The sequence below is a fragment of the Pseudomonas sp. S5F11 genome, assembly GCF_019641515.1.
Classification (GTDB): domain Bacteria; phylum Pseudomonadota; class Gammaproteobacteria; order Pseudomonadales; family Pseudomonadaceae; genus Aquipseudomonas; species Aquipseudomonas rhodesiae.
In genome coordinates, this window is sequence record NZ_JAIFJZ010000001.1 from 5865914 (window position 1) to 5883401 (window position 17488).

Annotated in this window: 17 protein-coding genes; 8 read left to right on the forward strand and 9 right to left on the reverse strand. The window is 61.1% G+C overall.

The genetic code is table 11. The features are described from left to right. The gene (locus tag K1567_RS26705) at positions 1-1236 is read right to left on the reverse strand and encodes a 3-methyl-2-oxobutanoate dehydrogenase (2-methylpropanoyl-transferring) subunit alpha (RefSeq protein ID WP_220699011.1); all 1236 of its coding nucleotides are present in this window, start codon (positions 1234-1236) and stop codon (positions 1-3) included. Positions 1237-1431: 195 nt separating this feature from the next. On the opposite strand from K1567_RS26705, the gene bkdR reads away from it, so the two are divergent. The 3 genes from bkdR (at position 1432) to K1567_RS26720 (ending at position 4970) form a co-directional block, all read left to right on the forward strand. Further along, positions 1432-1914 (forward strand): Bkd operon transcriptional regulator BkdR, encoded by a 483-nt coding sequence (bkdR, locus tag K1567_RS26710; protein ID WP_034098945.1) that lies wholly within the window; start codon positions 1432-1434, stop codon positions 1912-1914. 177 nt (positions 1915-2091) lie between these two features. Continuing rightward, positions 2092-3717: a methyl-accepting chemotaxis protein gene (locus tag K1567_RS26715; RefSeq protein WP_034099839.1), complete on the forward strand. Its 1626-nt coding sequence runs from the start codon at positions 2092-2094 to the stop codon at positions 3715-3717. Positions 3718-3746: 29 nt separating this feature from the next. Then, complete coding sequence (locus tag K1567_RS26720; RefSeq protein WP_034098944.1) at positions 3747-4970, forward strand: HD-GYP domain-containing protein; 1224 nt, start codon at positions 3747-3749, stop codon at positions 4968-4970. A 5-nt stretch (positions 4971-4975) separates the two neighbouring features. Here the strand turns inward: K1567_RS26720 and K1567_RS26725 are convergent, their stop codons facing one another. Beyond that, positions 4976-5839, reverse strand: a complete 864-nt coding sequence (locus K1567_RS26725; RefSeq protein WP_034110993.1) for an MBL fold metallo-hydrolase — start codon at positions 5837-5839, stop codon at positions 4976-4978. 95 nt (positions 5840-5934) lie between these two features. On the opposite strand from K1567_RS26725, the gene K1567_RS26730 reads away from it, so the two are divergent. The 5 genes from K1567_RS26730 to K1567_RS26750 all read left to right on the forward strand — a co-directional run bounded on the left by K1567_RS26730 (position 5935) and on the right by K1567_RS26750 (position 11645). After that, on the forward strand, positions 5935-6270 hold the full coding sequence (locus tag K1567_RS26730) for a helix-turn-helix transcriptional regulator (protein WP_017527038.1): 336 nt from the start codon (positions 5935-5937) through the stop codon (positions 6268-6270). Between the two features lie 50 nt (positions 6271-6320). Beyond that, the gene (locus K1567_RS26735) at positions 6321-7565 is read left to right on the forward strand and encodes an FAD/NAD(P)-binding oxidoreductase (RefSeq protein WP_034098941.1); all 1245 of its coding nucleotides are present in this window, start codon (positions 6321-6323) and stop codon (positions 7563-7565) included. Continuing rightward, on the forward strand, positions 7566-8372 hold the full coding sequence (locus K1567_RS26740) for a sulfite exporter TauE/SafE family protein (RefSeq protein WP_034098940.1): 807 nt from the start codon (positions 7566-7568) through the stop codon (positions 8370-8372). It begins immediately after the preceding gene. A 167-nt stretch (positions 8373-8539) separates the two neighbouring features. Further along, positions 8540-9697 carry a nitric oxide-sensing protein NosP gene (nosP, locus tag K1567_RS26745; RefSeq protein ID WP_034098939.1) on the forward strand — a complete coding sequence of 386 codons (1158 nt, stop codon included), beginning with the start codon at positions 8540-8542 and terminating at the stop codon, positions 9695-9697. Next, positions 9627-11645, forward strand: coding sequence for a NahK/ErcS family hybrid sensor histidine kinase/response regulator (locus K1567_RS26750; RefSeq protein ID WP_082136190.1), 2019 nt, complete (start codon positions 9627-9629; stop codon positions 11643-11645). The genes nosP and K1567_RS26750 overlap by 71 nt, the downstream gene beginning before the upstream one ends. 58 nt (positions 11646-11703) lie before the next feature. On the opposite strand, the gene K1567_RS26755 is transcribed toward K1567_RS26750, so the two are convergent. From K1567_RS26755 to K1567_RS26780, 7 genes are all read right to left on the reverse strand, one after another. Further along, complete coding sequence (locus K1567_RS26755) at positions 11704-12528, reverse strand: IS3 family transposase (RefSeq protein WP_405045956.1); 825 nt, start codon at positions 12526-12528, stop codon at positions 11704-11706. A gap of 8 nt (positions 12529-12536) precedes the next feature. Further along, positions 12537-12839: a transposase gene (locus K1567_RS28105; protein WP_040267329.1), complete on the reverse strand. Its 303-nt coding sequence runs from the start codon at positions 12837-12839 to the stop codon at positions 12537-12539. Between the two features lie 809 nt (positions 12840-13648). Next, positions 13649-14314 (reverse strand): response regulator transcription factor, encoded by a 666-nt coding sequence (locus K1567_RS26760; protein WP_034098938.1) that lies wholly within the window; start codon positions 14312-14314, stop codon positions 13649-13651. Positions 14315-14337: 23 nt separating this feature from the next. Then, the gene (locus K1567_RS26765; protein ID WP_034098935.1) at positions 14338-14877 is read right to left on the reverse strand and encodes a PQQ-dependent catabolism-associated CXXCW motif protein; all 540 of its coding nucleotides are present in this window, start codon (positions 14875-14877) and stop codon (positions 14338-14340) included. Positions 14878-14984: 107 nt separating this feature from the next. Next, on the reverse strand, positions 14985-15776 hold the full coding sequence (locus K1567_RS26770) for an ABC transporter permease (RefSeq protein WP_034138669.1): 792 nt from the start codon (positions 15774-15776) through the stop codon (positions 14985-14987). Then, the gene (locus K1567_RS26775; RefSeq protein ID WP_040268801.1) at positions 15773-16513 is read right to left on the reverse strand and encodes an ABC transporter ATP-binding protein; all 741 of its coding nucleotides are present in this window, start codon (positions 16511-16513) and stop codon (positions 15773-15775) included. The genes K1567_RS26770 and K1567_RS26775 overlap by 4 nt, the downstream gene beginning before the upstream one ends. Beyond that, positions 16510-17469 carry a YVTN family beta-propeller repeat protein gene (locus K1567_RS26780; RefSeq protein ID WP_047882600.1) on the reverse strand — a complete coding sequence of 320 codons (960 nt, stop codon included), beginning with the start codon at positions 17467-17469 and terminating at the stop codon, positions 16510-16512. Before K1567_RS26780 ends, K1567_RS26775 begins: the two co-directional genes overlap by 4 nt. Positions 17470-17488: the final 19 nt, after the last annotated feature.

Here is a 17488-nt window from a genome sequence, read left to right on the forward strand (position 1 = left end):
TCAGATCCCCAACTCCTGACGCTGGCGCTTCAAGTGCTCCGGCATCTCTTTGTAGACGTCTTCGAACATGGTCGCGGCGCTTGGAATCTGGCCACCGGCCAGAGTGCCGTACTGCTCGGCTTGTTTTTGTGCGGCGATGACTTCGGCTTCCAGTTCGGCACTGACCGCCGCGTGTTCCTCTTCGGACCACTGGCCAATCTTGATCAGGTGCTGTTTGAGACGGGCAATCGGGTCGCCCAGCGGGAAGTGGCTCCAGTCGTCGGCGGGGCGGTACTTGGACGGATCGTCCGAAGTGGAGTGGGGGCCGGCGCGGTAGGTGACCCATTCGATCAGGGTCGGGCCGAGGTTGCGGCGCGCACGTTCGGCGGCCCAGGCGGAAGCGGCGTACACCGCGATGAAGTCGTTGCCGTCCACACGCAGGGAGGCAATGCCACAACCGACGCCGCGTCCGGCGAAAGTAGTGGCTTCACCGCCGGCGATGGCCTGGAAGGTGGAGATGGCCCACTGGTTGTTGACCACGTTGAGAATCACCGGCGCGCGGTAGACGTGGGCGAAGGTGAGGGCGGTGTGGAAGTCCGATTCGGCGGTGGCGCCGTCGCCGATCCAGGCCGAGGCGATCTTGGTATCGCCCTTGATCGCCGAGGCCATGCCCCAGCCCACGCCCTGTACGAATTGGGTGGCGAGGTTGCCGGAAATAGTAAAGAACCCAGCGTCTTTGACCGAGTACATGATCGGCAACTGACGGCCTTTTAGGGGGTCGCGCTCGTTGGACAGCAACTGGCAGATCAGGTCCACCAGCGGCACTTCGCGGGCCATCAGGATGCTTTGCTGGCGATAGGTGGGGAAACACATGTCGTCGATGTTCAAGGCCAAGGCCTGGGCGCTGCCGATGGCTTCTTCGCCAAGGCTCTGCATGTAGAACGACATTTTTTTCTGACGCTGGGCGACCACCATGCGGTTGTCGAAGATCCGCGTCTTGAGCATGGCGCGCATGCCCTTGCGCAGAACCTCCAAGGGAACCCCTTCGGCCCACGGCCCCAGGGCCTGGCCCTGGTCATCGAGCACGCGGATCAGGCCCTTGGCCAGGTCGGCGGTGTCGGCGGGTTCTACATCGATGGCGGGTTTGCGCACCAGGCCGGCGTCGGTCAGGCGCAGGTAGGTGAAATCGGTCTTGCAGCCTGGGCGGCCCGAGGGTTCGGGAACGTGCAGGCGCAGTGGTTCGTACTGCTGGGTCATGGCTTTCTACGCTCTATCTTGTGAATTTCTTGTAGTGGGCGCGCTAGCTGACAATCCGTCTCCGGGTAGGAGAAATCTTGTCCTACAACAATCATAGGCGGGGCGTAGAAGAATATTTATCTGTGTTTCGTTGCGCTCGGGACCATTTGCGGATAAAAAAACTGCATAAACATAATAAACAGGTGATTTTGTCTCATGCGCAAACTGGACCGTACCGATATCGGCATTCTCAACGCCCTTCAGGAGAATGCGCGCATCACCAACGCCGACCTGGCGCGCTCGGTCAACCTGTCGCCCACCCCGTGTTTCAACCGGGTCAAGGCCATGGAAGAACTGGGCCTGATCCGCGAGCAGGTCACCCTGTTGGACGCCGACCTGCTGGGCTTGCACGTCAATGTGTTCATTCACGTCAGTCTGGAAAAGCAGAACGAACTGGCCCTGCAACAGTTCGAGAGCGCCATTGCCGATCGCCCCGAGGTGATGGAGTGCTACCTGATGGCCGGCGACCCCGACTACCTGATTCGCGTGCTGGTGCCGACGATTCAGGCGCTGGAACGCTTCATGATGGACTTTCTGACCAAAGTGCCGGGCGTGGCGAATATCCGCTCCAGCTTTGCGCTCAAGCAGGTGCGCTACAAGACTGCGTTGCCATTGCCGCCAGGTGGGTTGATGGTTTGATCGGTGCGGTCACTAAACCTGAAAGGCACCGATAGTTAGCTCGGTAATAATCGGCGTCTTTTTTATTTTCCATTAATGAAAAATTGCGTGAGCAGTCACGTATTTTTCACATCCGATTAAACACATTAGCCCCATGAGGCCGGGATGTTCGCGGCCCGGTACAAGGGGTATACCGCGATGTACATGAGAGCCTGGAAGTTGAACGTTCGTACCACACTTTGTTTTGGGGTGGTGTGTGTTCTGTTGTTAATTCAGGGAGCAATGACGCTAGTTAAAGTCGATAAGGTTTATTCATCGACTGTTGAAATAGAAACCAATTGGTTGCCCAGTATTCGCCTGGCAGGCGAGATCGATTCGGCGTTCTACAAACTACGCCTGGATTTACGCCGTTACGCCATGGAAATACCCCGCCAGGACCCGGCATCTCTCGAAAAGCTCAAAGCCGTGCGCACCGAGGTCCTTGATGTTGCTGCTCGTTATGCGCCGTTGGTATCGAGCCCCGAGGAACAAGTCACGTACAACCAGGTATTGGCCAGCATCAAGAATTACAGCCAGAGAATGGATGAGTTTGTGGGAGAGGCTTCGACAATGTCGGCCGAACAGATGTCGACATACTTGCGGGAAGTCAACGGGCCTATCGCGCTTGAAGTTCAACGTTCCATCAGCGAGTTGATCGCATTGAATGGGCGTGGCTCGACCGCCGCTGTAAACGTGGCGTCCAGCGAGCATGACGCGGCGCGGATGTTCACGTGGGTATTGATGGGCGGCTCAGTGCTGCTTGCCATCGTGGTCGCTCGCCTGTTTACCCGCAGCATCGTTGTTCCCGTGCGGGAGTTGTTGGTATCGACCGGCAAGATTGCCGACGGCGATTTACGCGTGGCCATTGCTGTCAATGGCAATGACGAGCTGACCGAGTTGCAACGGTCCACCGCCGCCATGCAGATGAACCTTAAAGCCACGCTGCAGCATATTTCCGAAGCATCCGGGCAACTGGCGTCGGCGGCGGAAGAGATGAGTTCCATCACGCGCGAGTCCAGCGCCGGTATCGAACGCCAAAGCCTGGAAACCGACCAGGCCGCCACGGCGGTCAATCAGATGACTGCGGCAGTCGAGGAAGTGGCCAGAAATGCCATTTCGGCCTCACAGTCGACTCAGGACTCCCAGCGATCGGCGTCGGTGGGCCAGGAACGGGTCACACAAACTATTGCCTCGATCGAAAAACTTAGCGCTACGGTCCAGCAGACCGGGCTGGAGGTCGAGGGCTTGGCCAAGCAGGCCCAGGACATTGCCAAGGTGGTCGAGGTGATCCGCTCGATCGCGGAGCAGACCAATTTGCTGGCATTGAACGCCGCCATTGAGGCCGCGCGGGCCGGTGAGCAAGGGCGCGGCTTTGCCGTGGTCGCCGATGAAGTCCGCGCGCTGGCTCATCGCACGCAGACCTCGACCCAGGAAATCGAGCAAATGATTGCGAAAATCCAGGTCTGCTCCAGCGAGGCGGTGGCGTCCATGGGCTTGAACCGCAGCGAAGCTGTGGACTCCTTGAAGATTGCCCACGAAGCCGGCGTGGCGCTGACGCAGATTACCGAGGCGATTGGCGATATCAATGAAAGAAATCTGTTGATTGCGGCCGCTTCCGAAGAGCAGGCTCATGTAGCGCGTTCCGTTGACCAGAACCTGATCAGCATTCGCGATTTGTCTATCCAGAGTTCTTCGGCGGCGAGCCAGACGTCTACGGCCAGTCATGAGCTGTCCAGATTGGCGATAGACCTCAAGCAGATCGTTGGGAAATTCTCCGTGGCTTGACCGCAGGATCGCGGTCGTGAGGGGGGGAGATGTTGAAGTGCATTTCTGCATCGCAAGTCGTTCAGGGAATGTATGTCCATAAACTCGACGGCGCCTGGATTGATCATGGCTTTTGGAAAACCAGCTTTCTGCTGAGCCACGCTGAGGACGTGCAGCGTTTGCGCGATGCTCCGGTGCGCGCCGTGTGGATCGATACTCAAAAGGGCTGCGATATCAGCCTCAGCATCGCGCCCAGCCCGGAGCAAACGGTGCAACCACTCGCGGCGCCGTCGCGACTGGTGGTGGCTGAGCCGGCCGACATCAAGGCTGAAGTGGCCCGAGCGGTCAAACTGTGCGCGGTGGCCAAACGCGCAGTGATCGAAATGTTCGGTGACCTGCGCATGGGGCGGGCAGTGGAGCCGACCCAGGCGGCCGCGCTGGTGGACGAGATCTCCCAATCCATCCTGCGCCATCCCCATGCCTTGATCAGCCTGGCACGGCTGAAGACGGCAAACGAATATACCTACATGCACTCGGTGGCGGTCTCCGGTTTGATGATCGCCCTGGCGCGCCAGTTGGACCTGGCGCCGCCGTTGGTGCAGGAGGCGGGCCTGGCGGGGTTGTTTCATGACGTGGGCAAGATGGCCGTTCCCGAACCTATCCTGAACAAGCCGGGGGCCTTGACCGACGGTGAGTTTGGCGTGGTACGCAAACACCCGGTGCTGGGCACCGATTTGTTACGGCAGTCGCCGCGGATCAGCGCCCTGGTGTTGGATGTCTGCCTGCACCACCATGAAAAATGCGACGGCAGTGGCTATCCCCATGGCCTGGTGCAGGACCAGATCAGTTTGTTGGCACAAATGGGCGCGGTGTGTGACGTATACGATGCCGTGACTTCGGAGCGCCCTTACAAGCACGCTTGGGGGCCTGCCGAAGCGATTCAGAAAATGGCGGAATGGAAAGGCCATTTTGATGAACGGGTGTTCCAGGCGTTCGTGCGTTGCGTGGGTATTTACCCCGTCGGCGCTTTGGTGCGCCTGGAAAGTGGCCGCATCGCGGTGGTCCTCGAACAAAACCCACTGTCATTGCTGACCCCCGTGGTCAAGGTGTTCTTCTCCGCGCGTTCCGGGCTGCCGGTGACTCAGACGGTGGTCAACCTCGCCAAGCAACCGGACAAGATCGTCGGCCGTGCCTTGGCTGAAGAGTGGGGGTTCAAGCAAGTCGACGAGTTATGGTGCGGCATTACCCGTGGCAAGGGTTCTTATTTCGATTAGGCGCTTCAGAGCTGGTTGAGCGGGATCTTCAAATACACCACGCCGTTGTCTTCCGCCGGCGGCATATTCCCCGCGCGTACGTTCACCTGAATCGCCGGCAGCAGCAGCGTCGGCATTCCTAACCCGGCGTCGCGTTGGGTGCGCATCGCCACGAACGCCGCTTCATCCACACCGTCATGCACATGAATATTGCTTGCGCGCTGTTCGGCCACCGTGGTCAGGCATTTCGCCTCGCGCCCCTGGGGCGGGTAGTCGTGGCACACGTACAACTGGGTTTCCAGGGGGAAGGCCAATAACTTGCGCATCGACGCGTACAACTGATGCGCATCGCCGCCGGGGAAGTCGCAGCGGGCGGTGCCCACATCCGGCATGAACAGCGTGTCGCCCACCAGGATCAGCTTGCCGTCGATCAGGTAGGCCATGTCTGCCGGGGTATGCCCGGGCACATGCAACGCCTGGGCTTTCAAACGGCCGATGTGGAAGATTTCGTCCGGCGCGAACAAATGATCGAACTGCGAACCGTCGACGCGAAATTCCGGCTCCAGGTTAAACAGGTTTTTAAACACGTTTTGCACCTGGCTGATGCACTGGCCGATGGCGATCTTGCCGCCCAGCGTACGGCGCAGGTACGGCGCGGCGGACAGGTGGTCGGCGTGGGCATGGGTTTCCAGCAACCACTGCACCTGCAACCCGTGCTCGTGCACGAATGCGATCACCTTGTCAGCCTGGGCGGTGTCGGTGCGACCGGAAGCCGGATCGTAGTTGAGCACCGAATCGACGATGGCACAGGGGCCGCCGTCCGCTTCGTAGACCACGTAGGTGTAGGTCGACGACGCCTCGTCCAGAAAGGATTGAATCAACGCTGGCATGGCGGTAGCCCCTGATGCTGGAAAAAAGTGATTACAATCACTTTATGTTTACACATAATGTTTTCAGATTAAGTGACACACAGGACCCGAAGCAAATGGAATCTACCTTGAGTGAGGGCGAAGTCGCCCAACTGCGTGCTTCCGCGTCCAAGGCCTGTGCCTTGCTTAAGGCGTTGGCCAACGAAGACCGCCTGTTGATCCTGTGCCAGTTGACCCAGGGCGAACGCAATGTGGGCGAGCTGGAAACCATGACCGGCGTGCGCCAGCCGACGCTGTCGCAACAGCTTGGCATCCTGCGCGACGAAGGGCTGGTGGCCACCCGTCGCGAAGGCAAATACATTTTCTACGGACTGGCCAGCCACGAAGTGATCCAAGTGATGAAGACCCTGTCCGGCCTTTACTGCGGCGCGGTCATAAAAAGCTGGGCGTGACGCCATCCGGCAGCGACCCTTGTGTGCATTGACAAAAAAGGCGATAGACCATGACCGACCAACACTGGGGCCAGACCATCAGTGGCGACATCGTTGTCATCGGCGGCGGTTCGGCAGGCATTGGCTTGCTGGCCAGCCTGCTCAAGCGCGACCCCGACCTGAACATCACCCTGATCGAACCCAGCGACTACCACTGCTACCAACCGGCCTGGACTCTGGTGGGCGGCGGTGCCTACGACCTGAAAAAGACCCGCCGCCCTTTGGCCGATGTGCTGCCCAATGGCGTGACCTGGGTGCAGGCCGCCGTGACCGAGGTGCTGCCGGACAGCCAGAGCCTGGTGCTCGACAACGGCCAGCGCGTGACCTGGAACAACCTCATTGTCTGCCCCGGCCTGCGCCTGGCCTGGGAGAAAATCGAAGGCTTGCAGGACACCCTCGGCCAGCACGGCGTGACTTCCAACTACAGCTACGAGCACGCCGCTTATACCTGGCAGCAAGTCAAGCAACTCAAGGCCGGCAAGGCACTGTTCACCCAGCCGGCCATGCCGATCAAATGCGCCGGCGCGCCCCAGAAGGCTATGTATCTGTCGTGCGACCACTGGCTCAAGCAGGGCCATTTGCAAAACATCGGCGTGGAATTCAACCTGGCCGGCGCGGCGCTGTTCGGCGTGGCGACCTTCGTGCCGCCGTTGATGAAATACGTGGAGAAATACAACGCGCGCCTGGCCTTCAATGCCAACCTGGTGAAGGTCGACGGCCCGGCGCGCAAAGCCTGGTTCGAGGTCAACGATGCCGAGGGCAACGTCACGCTTGTGGAAAAAACCTTCGACCTGCTGCACGTGGTGCCGCCGCAACTGGCCCCGGAATTTATCCGCCACAGCCCGCTGGCCGACGCCGCCGGCTGGTGCGACGTGCACCCGCACAGCCTGCAGCATCAGCGCTATGCGCCCATCTTTGGCCTGGGCGATGTGTGCGGCACCAGCAACGCCAAGACCGCTGCTGCCGTGCGCAAGCAGATCGTGGTGGTCGCCGAAAACCTGCTGGCCCTGCGCAAGCAGGCGCCGTTGCCGCTCAAGTACGACGGCTATGGCTCCTGCCCGCTGACAGTGGAGAAGGGCAAAGTGGTGCTGGCTGAGTTCGGCTACGGCGGCAAATTGCTGCCGACCTTCGCCCTCGACCCGACCCAAGCGCGCCGCTCCATGTGGTGGCTCAAGGCGACCTTGCTGCCGTGGTTCTACTGGAACGGCATGCTCAAGGGCCGCGAGTGGCTGACCCGTCTGAGCAAGGTGGACTGAATGCTACTGGCCAGTGTGTTGGGGGTGTTGATGGGCCTGGTCATGGGCCTGACCGGCGCGGGCGGCGGCATCCTCGGCGTGCCCGCGTTGGTGTTGGGCCTGGGCTTGAGCATGACCCAGGCCGCGCCGGTGTCGTTGCTCGCGGTGGGCGCGGCGGCGGCGGTGGGGGCGATAGACGGTTTGCGCCATGGCCTGGTGCGCTATCGCGCCGCCTTGCTGATCGCCTTGCTCGGCGCGTTGTTTTCACCGCTGGGGGTGTTCGTCGCTCACCAGATGCCCGAAGCGTTGCTCAAGGGCCTGTTCAGCGCGTTGATGGTGCTGGTGGCCTGGCGCATGCTGCAACGGGAAAAAAACCAGGCCGGGCCGAGCGACCATGGCGCCGCCTCCTGGGGCCAGAAAAACTGCATGCTCAACCAGCAGACCGGGCGCCTGGCCTGGACCGCCAAATGCACCGCCACCCTGGCCGCGCTGGGCGCCATCACCGGTGCGGTGTCGGGCTTGCTCGGCGTCGGCGGCGGCTTTCTGATCGTGCCAGCGTTCAAGCAACTCACCGACGTGCAGATGCGCGGCATCGTCGCCACGTCATTGATGGTGATCAGTCTGATCTCGCTGATCGGCGTGGTCGGCGCGTTCCATGCCGGCGTCCGTATAGACGCCGTGGGCTGGGTGTTTATCGCCGCGAGCATCGTCGGCATGCTGATCGGCCGGCGGCTATGCTCGGTGATTGCCGCACGCACCTTGCAGGTGGGTTTCGCCAGCCTGTGTGTCGCGGTTGCAGCGGGAATGCTTTTGAACGCTTTACGCTGAACTTGAAATGCAATTGCAATGTGGGAGGGGGCAAGCCCCCTGCCACATTTGAATCCTCTGTGCGTTTGCGCACTTTCATCCCATCGCATCCCCCACCCAGTACCCAAGTAGCATAGGGCCGCAGCCTCTGCCTTCGTACACTCAAGCCTCTGAGGGGAGAGTCGACGATGCACAACCACGAAGGCGTAGTGAGCGCCATGTCCCAGGCAACCGACGCCGGGCAGGCCGCCGAAGAGTTGGCGCGACAGCTGCTGCATCCGTATCTGGGTTTTGTGCTGTTTTTCTGCTCGGCCTCCTACGATTTGCAGGCCCTGGGCAATGCCTTGCAGCACTGCTTCGGCAGTGTGCGCGTGGTCGGTTGCACCAGCGCCGGCGAGATCACGCCCCAGGGCTACGGGCGCAATTGCGTGACCGCGATGGGCTTTAACCATGCGCACTTTTCCATTGCCACCGAACTGATCGACCAGGTCGAGCACTTCAGCCTGATCGATGCCCAGCACATGGTCGAACGCCTGGTGGGCGGTTGCCGCAGCAACACGCTGGCGCCGATCAAAGGCAACACCTTTGCCCTGACCTTGCTCGATGGTCTGTCCAGCCGCGAAGAAATGGTGCTCGCTGCCCTCAGCGCGGCCCTGGGGGATATCCCGCACTTCGGCGGCTCGGCTGGTGACGACAACTTCCTGACCCACACCCATGTGTATTTCAACGGCGCGTTTCACAGCGGCGCGGCGGTGGTGGTGTTGGTCAACACCTGGCTGGATTTTGAAGTGTTCACCACTCACCACATCCTGCCGCGTGCGGAAAAACTGGTGGTGACCGCAGCCGACAGCCCGTCCCGCCGGGTATTCGAACTCAATGCCGAACCTGCCGCTGAAGAATACGCGCGGCATATCGGCGTGGCGGTGGCCGACCTCGATCACCGCATCTTCGCTGCCCACCCGCTGGCAGTGCGCATCCACGACCAGTATTACGTGCGCGCCATCCAGCAAGTGCATGACGACCTCAGCCTGAGTTTCTACTGCGCGGTGGAAAACGGCATCGTGCTCACCGTGATGGAACCCGGGCCGATCCTGCCAAACCTGCAAAACCTGTTCGACGGCCTGCACACGCGCCTCGGCGACCTATTGCTGACCATCGGCTGCGACTGTTTCCTGCGGCGCCTGGAGCTGGAAGACGCCGACACCCTGGAACAGATCGGCGGTTTCCTGCAGGACCAACGCGTGCTGGGTTTCAACACCTACGGAGAACAGTTCAATGGCATGCACATCAACCAGACCTTTACCGGGGTCGCCATTGCCCGAGGACGCGCGCCTGGGCCGCACTGAACTGCTGGCCGAACTGGCGCGCCTGCGGGGGGACAACCACAAGCTGGCGCGGATCAACGCGGCGCTGATCGAACGCATCGAGTCCGGTGTGTCCCAGGGCAATGACCCGTACACCACGTTCCAGCACTCGGTGGTGTTGGCCGAGCAAGTTCGTGAGCGCACCGACGCCTTGAACCAGGCAATGGCCGAACTGCGCGCCAGCAACCACTTGTTGATCAATGCCCGGCTGCGCGCCGAAACCCTGCGCCGTGAGCAGGCCGCCGCGCAAAAGGCCCAGGAAAGCGAACGCTGGATTCGCCTGATCACCGACCACGTCCCCGCGCTGATCGGCTACCTGAATGCCGACCTGGTGTATGAGTTCACCAATAAAGTCTACGAACAATGGTACTGCTGGCCTCCGGGAATGATGCTCGGCCAGAGCCTGCGCGAGGTCCATAGCGAGCAGCACTGCCAGCGTCTCGATGCGTATGTCGCGCGCGCTCTGGCGGGGGAGAGCGTGACCTTTGAATTCGCCGAAACCAATATCAACAACCAGGAGCGCTACATGCTGCGCTCCTACGTGCCCAACCGCCTGGCCACGGGTGAAGTGGTGGGGATTTTCGTGCTGATCCGCGACATCACCGAGCGTCGTCGCACCGCCGAGGCCCTGCATCAGGCCTATCAGAACCTGGAGCAGCGTGTCGCCCAGCGCACCTCGGAACTCACCGCGCTCAACGACCAGTTGCTCAAGGAAATCGATGAGCGCCGCCGCATGGAAACCCGTCTGCGCGAGGCCAAGCGCGAAGCCGAACAGGCCAACCTGTCGAAGACCAAGTTCCTTGCCGCCGTCAGCCACGACCTGCTGCAACCGCTGAACGCCGCGCGGCTGTTCACCGGCGCCTTGCTGGAACGTCGCGAGCCCCAGGCCAATGAAACCCTGGTGCGCAATGTGAGCAATTCCCTTGAAGACGTGGAAAACCTACTGGGCACCCTGGTGGATATTTCCAAGCTGGACGCCGGTGTGATCAAGGCCGATATCGCGCCGTTCGCCCTGAGCGAGCTGCTGGACAACCTGGCGGCCGAATACACCGAACTGGCCCGCAGCGAAGGGCTGGAATTGCATTTCATCGGGTGTTCGGCGTTGGTGCACAGCGATATCCAGCTGCTGGCGCGGATTCTGCGCAACCTGTTGAGCAATGCGATTCGCTACACCTATAGCGGCCGCGTGGTGTTGGGCTGTCGTCGCCAGCATCAGCGCTTGTCGATCCAGGTGTGGGACAGTGGCATGGGCATCGCCGAGGAGCGCCTGGAGGAGATTTTCCAGGAGTTCAAACGTGGCGATGTGCAGCGTCGCGATCAGGATCGCGGGCTGGGGTTGGGCCTGGCCATTGTGGAAAAGATCGCCGGCATCCTGGGCCATCGCATCAGCGTCAAATCCGTACCCGGCAAGGGCTCGATGTTTGCCGTGGAGGTGCCCTTGAGCGCCACCGCGCCCAAGACCTTGCCCGCACCGAGCATGAGCGAACCGATGCTGGAGCGTTTACAGGGCGCCCGGGTATGGGTGCTGGATAACGACGCGGCGATCTGCGCCGGCATGCGCACCCTGCTCGAAGGCTGGGGCTGCCAGGTGGTCACGGCCTTATCGGAACAGGACCTGGCCGGCCAGGTGGACAACTACCACGCCGAGGCCGACCTGCTGATCGCCGACTACCACCTGGACAATGACCAGAACGGTGTCGACGCCGTGGCCCGCATCAACGCCCGCCGCGGTCGCCCGATACCGGCGCTGATGATCACCGCCAACTACAGCAACGAACTCAAGCAACAGATCCGCGAACAGGGGCACACCTTGATGCACAAACCGGTACGGCCGATGAAGCTGAAAACTGCCATGAGCCATCTACTGGGCAAGGGGAGGAGGGGGCAAGCCCCTGATGGCGGCCTGTCAGCCAGCTCATGCATTGACTGAACCACCGCTATCGGGGGCAAGCTGAACTGGTCAAGTATTCTTGGACACCATTTAAGGTTCATGCCGCCAGTCTCTCCCTGACGACCGGCGACCGGTAATCGTTGTAACTGTGGGGCCTGGTGATGTTGTAGCGCGAGACATAACGCTGCACGTCTGCTCGGGCCTCATGTTCTGATGCGTAACCCGTCTCGGGCACCCACTCTGATTTCAAACTTCCAAAGAAACGCTCCATCGGAGCGTTATCCCAGCATTCACCTTTACGGCTCATGCTTTGCCGCAGGCCATGCGCCAGCAGCTCATTCCTGAACTTATGACTGGTGTACTGACAGCCTTGGTCTGAATGAAACAGCACCTCTTTAGGACGACCTCTGAGCTCAACCGCCATCCGCAAAGCCTCGCAGGTCAGCGTGGCATCGGAAATCATCGAAAACGACCAGCCCACGATCCGACGGGCGAACAAATCCAGAATCGCAGCGAAATACAGCCACCGCTTGCCGACCTTGATGTACGTCACGTCGCCACACCACACCTGATTGACCGCCGTGACATCAAACTCACGCTTGAGCACGTGCGGTGCCACCAAAGCTTCTACGCCGGACGATTTGTACTTATGGCGTCGGCGCTGGCGGCTGGCGATCCCCGCTTCGCGCATCAAACTGCGAGCCAAGTACCGGCCGATGCGATGCCCTTTCTCTTGCAGCTCCTTCGCCAAAGTCCTCGCTCCCGCAGAAGCTCGCGATGCCTTGTGATGCTTGACCAGCGCGGCTTTAAGCTGCTCTCGCTGAGGGTTAGCCTTACCTTGGCGCTGACGCCAAGCGTAAAAGCTGCTGCGGTTGACGCCGAACGCCCGGCAACACCGATTAACGCCGTACTGCTCGTCCAACTCATCGATCAGCGTGAATGATCTTTGGCGTCCAAAAGCAGGAGAGCACTGGCCTTTTTTAGGATTTCGATGTCCAGGTCTTTCTCCCTGAGCAGGGCTTTGAGCCTCTGAATTTCTCGCTGGTCGGCGGTAATCGCCTTGGCGCCTACCGGCGTCGAGCCCAAACGCTCTTTGCGTACCTGATCGACCCAACGACGCAAGGCGGTAGGGCCTATATCCAAACTGGCACACACCTCGGTAACCGGCTGGCCTTCGTCCAGCACCATGCTGGCAGCCTTGAGCTTGAACTCACTCGAATAAGATTTACGCATATCCAAACACCTCAGATTTGGGCGCCATCATAGCGCCCGATTGAAGTGTCCAAAATCATTAGGCCAGTTCAAGCCCCCTCCCACCTTTTGCCCCGCGTTTGTCTGGAAGGCCAGCGGCGCAGGCATGAGCCAGGATTGAGCATAATCGGCGCTGATCCACACAGATCAAGATGTGGGAGGGGGTTTGCCCCCGATGGCGGCCGGTCAGCCAGCCCAGGCATTGACTGAACCCCTGCTATCGGGGGCAAGCCCCCTCCCACCTTTTGTTCCGCGTTTGTCTGGAAGGCCAGCGGCGCAGGCATGAGCCAAGATTGAGCTTAATCGGTGCTGATCCACACAGATCAAGATGTGGGAGGGGGCTTGCCCCCGATGGCGGCCGGTCAGCCAGCCCATGCATTGACTGAACCGCTGCTATCGGGGGCAAGCCCCCCACCTTTTTCCTTTCGTTTGTCTGGAAGGTCAGCGGCGCAGGCATGAGCCAGGATTGAGCATAATCGGCGCTGATCCACACAGATCAAGATGTGGGGAGGCTTGCCCCCGATGGCGGATTGTCAGCCAGCTCATGCATTGACTGAACCACCGCTATCGGGGGCAAGCCCCCTCCCACCTTTTGCCTCTCGGTTGCCTGGAGGCTCAGCGGCGCAAGCATGAGCCAGGATTGAGCATAATCGGCGCTGATCCACACAGATCAAGATGTGGGAGGGGGCTTGCCCCCGATGGCGGCCGGTCAGCCAGCCCATGCATTGACTGAACCCCTGCTATCGGGGACAGGCTCCCTCCCACCTTTTGCCCCGCGTTTGTCTGGAGGCTCAGCGGCGCAGGTAGGAGCCGAAGTCGATGTCGCCGGCGCTGAGGATGGCCTGTACGCGGTTGTGTACATTGAGCTTGCGCAAGATGGCCGATACATGGGCTTTCACCGTGGTCTCGGCGATTTCCAATGTGTAGGCGATCTGTTTGTTCGACTCGCCTTTAGTCATGCGTTCGAGCACCAGCAATTGTTTGCGGGTCAGGGCTTGCAGCAGTTCGGGGGCGAAGCCCGGGTTTTCGTTGAGGCGGCGCTGGGCGCCGGGTTTTTGGGTGCGGATGATGTCCGGCGGCAGGTACACATTGCCGTTGAGAATCTGCTGGATCGCCTCGGTCATTTGCAGGCGCGGCGAGGACTTGGTGATAAACCCCACCGCGCCATAGGTGATGGCTTGCAGCACGATCTGCTTGTCCTGCTCGGCAGAAACGATCACCACCGGGATGGTTGGCGACTCATTGCGCAGGTTGATCAGGCCGTTGAGCCCGTGCATGCCCGGCATGTTCAGGTCGAGCAGGATCAGGTCGAGGTCGTCGTGTTCCTGGGTCAGGGCCAGGGCACTGTCCAGGTCGGCGGTTTCCATCACTTCGCTGCCGGGGAAGCCGTCGCTGATGACGTTATGGATCGCCTCGCGAAACAGCGGGTGATCGTCGGCAATCAGGATTTTGTACATGGCCGTTCACCTTCTTGTAGTGGTTATTGAAAAGGCTCGGGTGTCGCAGCCGTCACTGGCAGGTTTGCCGCTTCCCACGCATCCAAACCGTCGCGGTACCAATACACAGAGGTATAGCCCAGGTTGGCGGCACGTTTTACCGCGTTCCAACTCAGCCAGCAATCGGAGCGGCAATAGAACACCAGCGGGCGCGACAGGTCGCCGCCGGTGTACTTGTACAGGTGCCGCACGAAATAACCTTGCCATTCCGGCGTGAGGTCGCCGTCGCCGGTATTGGCCAGCCAACGGCTGCCGGGCAGGTTGGCGTGGGGTTGGTCTTCGATAAAGCGGCCTTGCAGCCATTGGCGACGGTAAACGTCGATCAGCACCGGTGCGGGCACCTGGCCGAGCAAGGCTTGCAGGGCGGGAGTGTCGACGATGGTCGCTCCCGACACATGCTCGGGCGTAGGGCTGCGGTACAGGCTGATGCGATAACCGTCGGCGGAAAACAGTGGCGTGTCGGCCTGGACCTGGGCGGTGAGCAGGCACAGCAGGGCCAGCAGGGGTAATCGGGCGGGCAGCATGGCGGGGTAATCCTTATCGTTATGCGCCCATTACACGTGAGTCCCACGCCCTTGGGAATGCGACGATAGACAGCAAAACCAGTACCAAAGTAGTAGTTTTGCCGGCCTCAGCCCGGTTTGCGCAACGCCGCGTGTTGCGGGTTGAAGGTCAGCACTGCCAGCAGGGTGAACAGTACGGTCAAGCCCAGACAGATCGCCAGGGCCAGGCCGGCCAGACGTTCATACAGGGCGAAGCGCACCAGCTCCACCGCGTGGGTGAACGGGTTGACCGCGCACAGCCAGTACAACCACTGGCTGGCATCGCGCATCTTCCACAGCGGATACAGCGCCGACGACAGGAAAAACAGCGGGAAAATCACGAAATTCATCACCCCGGCGAAGTTCTCCAACTGACGAATTCCATTGGACAGCAACAGCCCTAGCGCACTGAGCATCAGCGCCACCAGCAACAATGCGGGCAAGGCCAGCAACAGCCCCATGGCCGGCGGCTGCACGCCGTAGACCCAGGCAATCGCCAGGAACCCATACACCTGCAACAGGGAAATCAACGCCGTGGCCAGCAACTTGCTGCACAGCAAAAACGTGCGTGGCAGCGGGCTGGTCAGCAACACGCGCATGCTGCCCATCTCCCGGTCGTAGACCATCGCCAGCGAGCCTTGCATGCCGTTGAACAGCAGGATCATGCAGGCCAGCCCTGGAATGATGTACACCTCGTAAGGGATGTAGGTGTCGTAGGGTTCGATCACCGAGATGCCCAACGCGGCGCGAAACCCGGCGGCGAACACCACCAGCCACAACAGCGGCCGCACCAGGGCGCTGAGAAACCGCGTGCGCTGCAACACAAACCGCAGCCATTCGCGCAGCACGATGCCGCGCAGGCACTGCCAATACGCATTCATGCTGGCGCTCCCGTTGCGGTGGGGCGGGTCAGGCCGGCGAACAGACGACCCAGATCGCCGTCATGTTCCTGCACCAGCGCGTCGACTTGCCCGCTGGCCACCAACCGGCCCTGATGCAGGATCATCAGCGCGTCGTCGGCGTGCACTTCATCGAGCAGGTGCGTGGTCCACAACACGCTCAGATCGTGCTCCCGGCACAGCTGGCGCACATGCTGGTTCAACCCCAGGCGGCTGGCCGGGTCGAGGCCGACGCTGGCTTCGTCCAGCAACAGCAGGCGCGGCTCATGCAGCAGGGCGCGGGCGATTTCCACGCGGCGCCGGTGCCCGCCGTTGAGTGCGCGGACCTTTTCACGGCGTCGCTCGCTGAGGCCCTGGCGTGCCAACTCAGCCTCGACGCGCAGGTCGGTATGCCGGCGGGACAAACCATGCAACGCGGCGTGATAGCGCAGGTTCTGTTCCACGCTCAGGTCCAGGTCCAGGGTGCTTTGCTGGAACACCACCCCCAGCTGTTTAAGGGCCGCCCGCGGTGCGTCGCGCAGGGAGTGGCCGCCAACGTGGATCTCGCCGCGTTGCAGGTGATACAGGCGCGTGAGCAACGCGATCAAGGTGGATTTTCCGGCACCGTTAGGCCCCAGCAGCGCGGCAAAGCGCCCTGGCGCCAGGCTGAAACCTACCTCGCACAGGGCCTGACGCGGGCCGTAGGCGAAGCTCAGGTCCTGCACGGTCAGGGCGGTCATGGCGTGACCACCACGCCCCACGGATAGCGCCCCACTTTGATCGACTTGATCACCTTCAGGCTGTCTACATCGATCACCGACACATCGCCGCTTACGCCGTTGGTGGCCAGCAGCTGTTTTTGATCCGGGGTGAACGCCAGCTGCCATACGCGGCGGCCCACCAACAAATAATCGAGCACCTCGAAGGTCTTGGCGTCGATCACCGCCACATGGTTGGCCGGGCCGAGGGCGACAAATCCATACTTGCCGTCGGCGCTGAGTTTGATACCGACCGGCTGCACTTTGTCCGGGTGCACGCCCTTGATGGCGAACGTCAAGGTCTTGAGCACCTTGCGGCTGGCCACATCGAGAATGGTCACGGTGCCGCCGATTTCCGCCGAGGCCCACAGCTGCGCGCCGTCGTGGCTGAATTCGACAAAGCGCGGGCGTTGATCCACCAGGGTGCTGTCGGCCAGGGTCTGGGTGCTGGTGTCGATCCAGTGCAGCATGTTGGTGGTTTCACTGGTGTTGACCGCCCACTTGCCGTCCGGGCTCACCGCCATGCCTTCGGGTTCCACGCCGACGCTGATCTGGCCGAGCACTTTGGCGGTCTCGGTGTCGATCACCGTGACCAGCGCATCGTCCTCGTTGGACACATACAACCAGCGGTTATTGGGGTGCAGGGCGAACTGCTCGGGGTCTTTGCCGGAGGGCAGTTCCTTGATGATCTTGCGCGTGGCCACGTCCATTACCTGCACGCGGTCCGAGTCGCTGGCGCAGATGTACAGCAGCTTATTGTCATGGGACAGCAGCAAGCCCCGTGGGCGCTGGCCGACCTTGAGGGTGTCGGTGACCTGCAGAGTGTTCAGGTCGATCAGGCTCAGGCTGTTGTCTTTCTCGTTGGAGACCCAGGCGGTGTTGGCCATGGCATGCCCGGCGGCAAGCAGCAGGGCGCATGAGAGCAGGGTGCGGCGCATGGCGAGTTCCTTATTATTG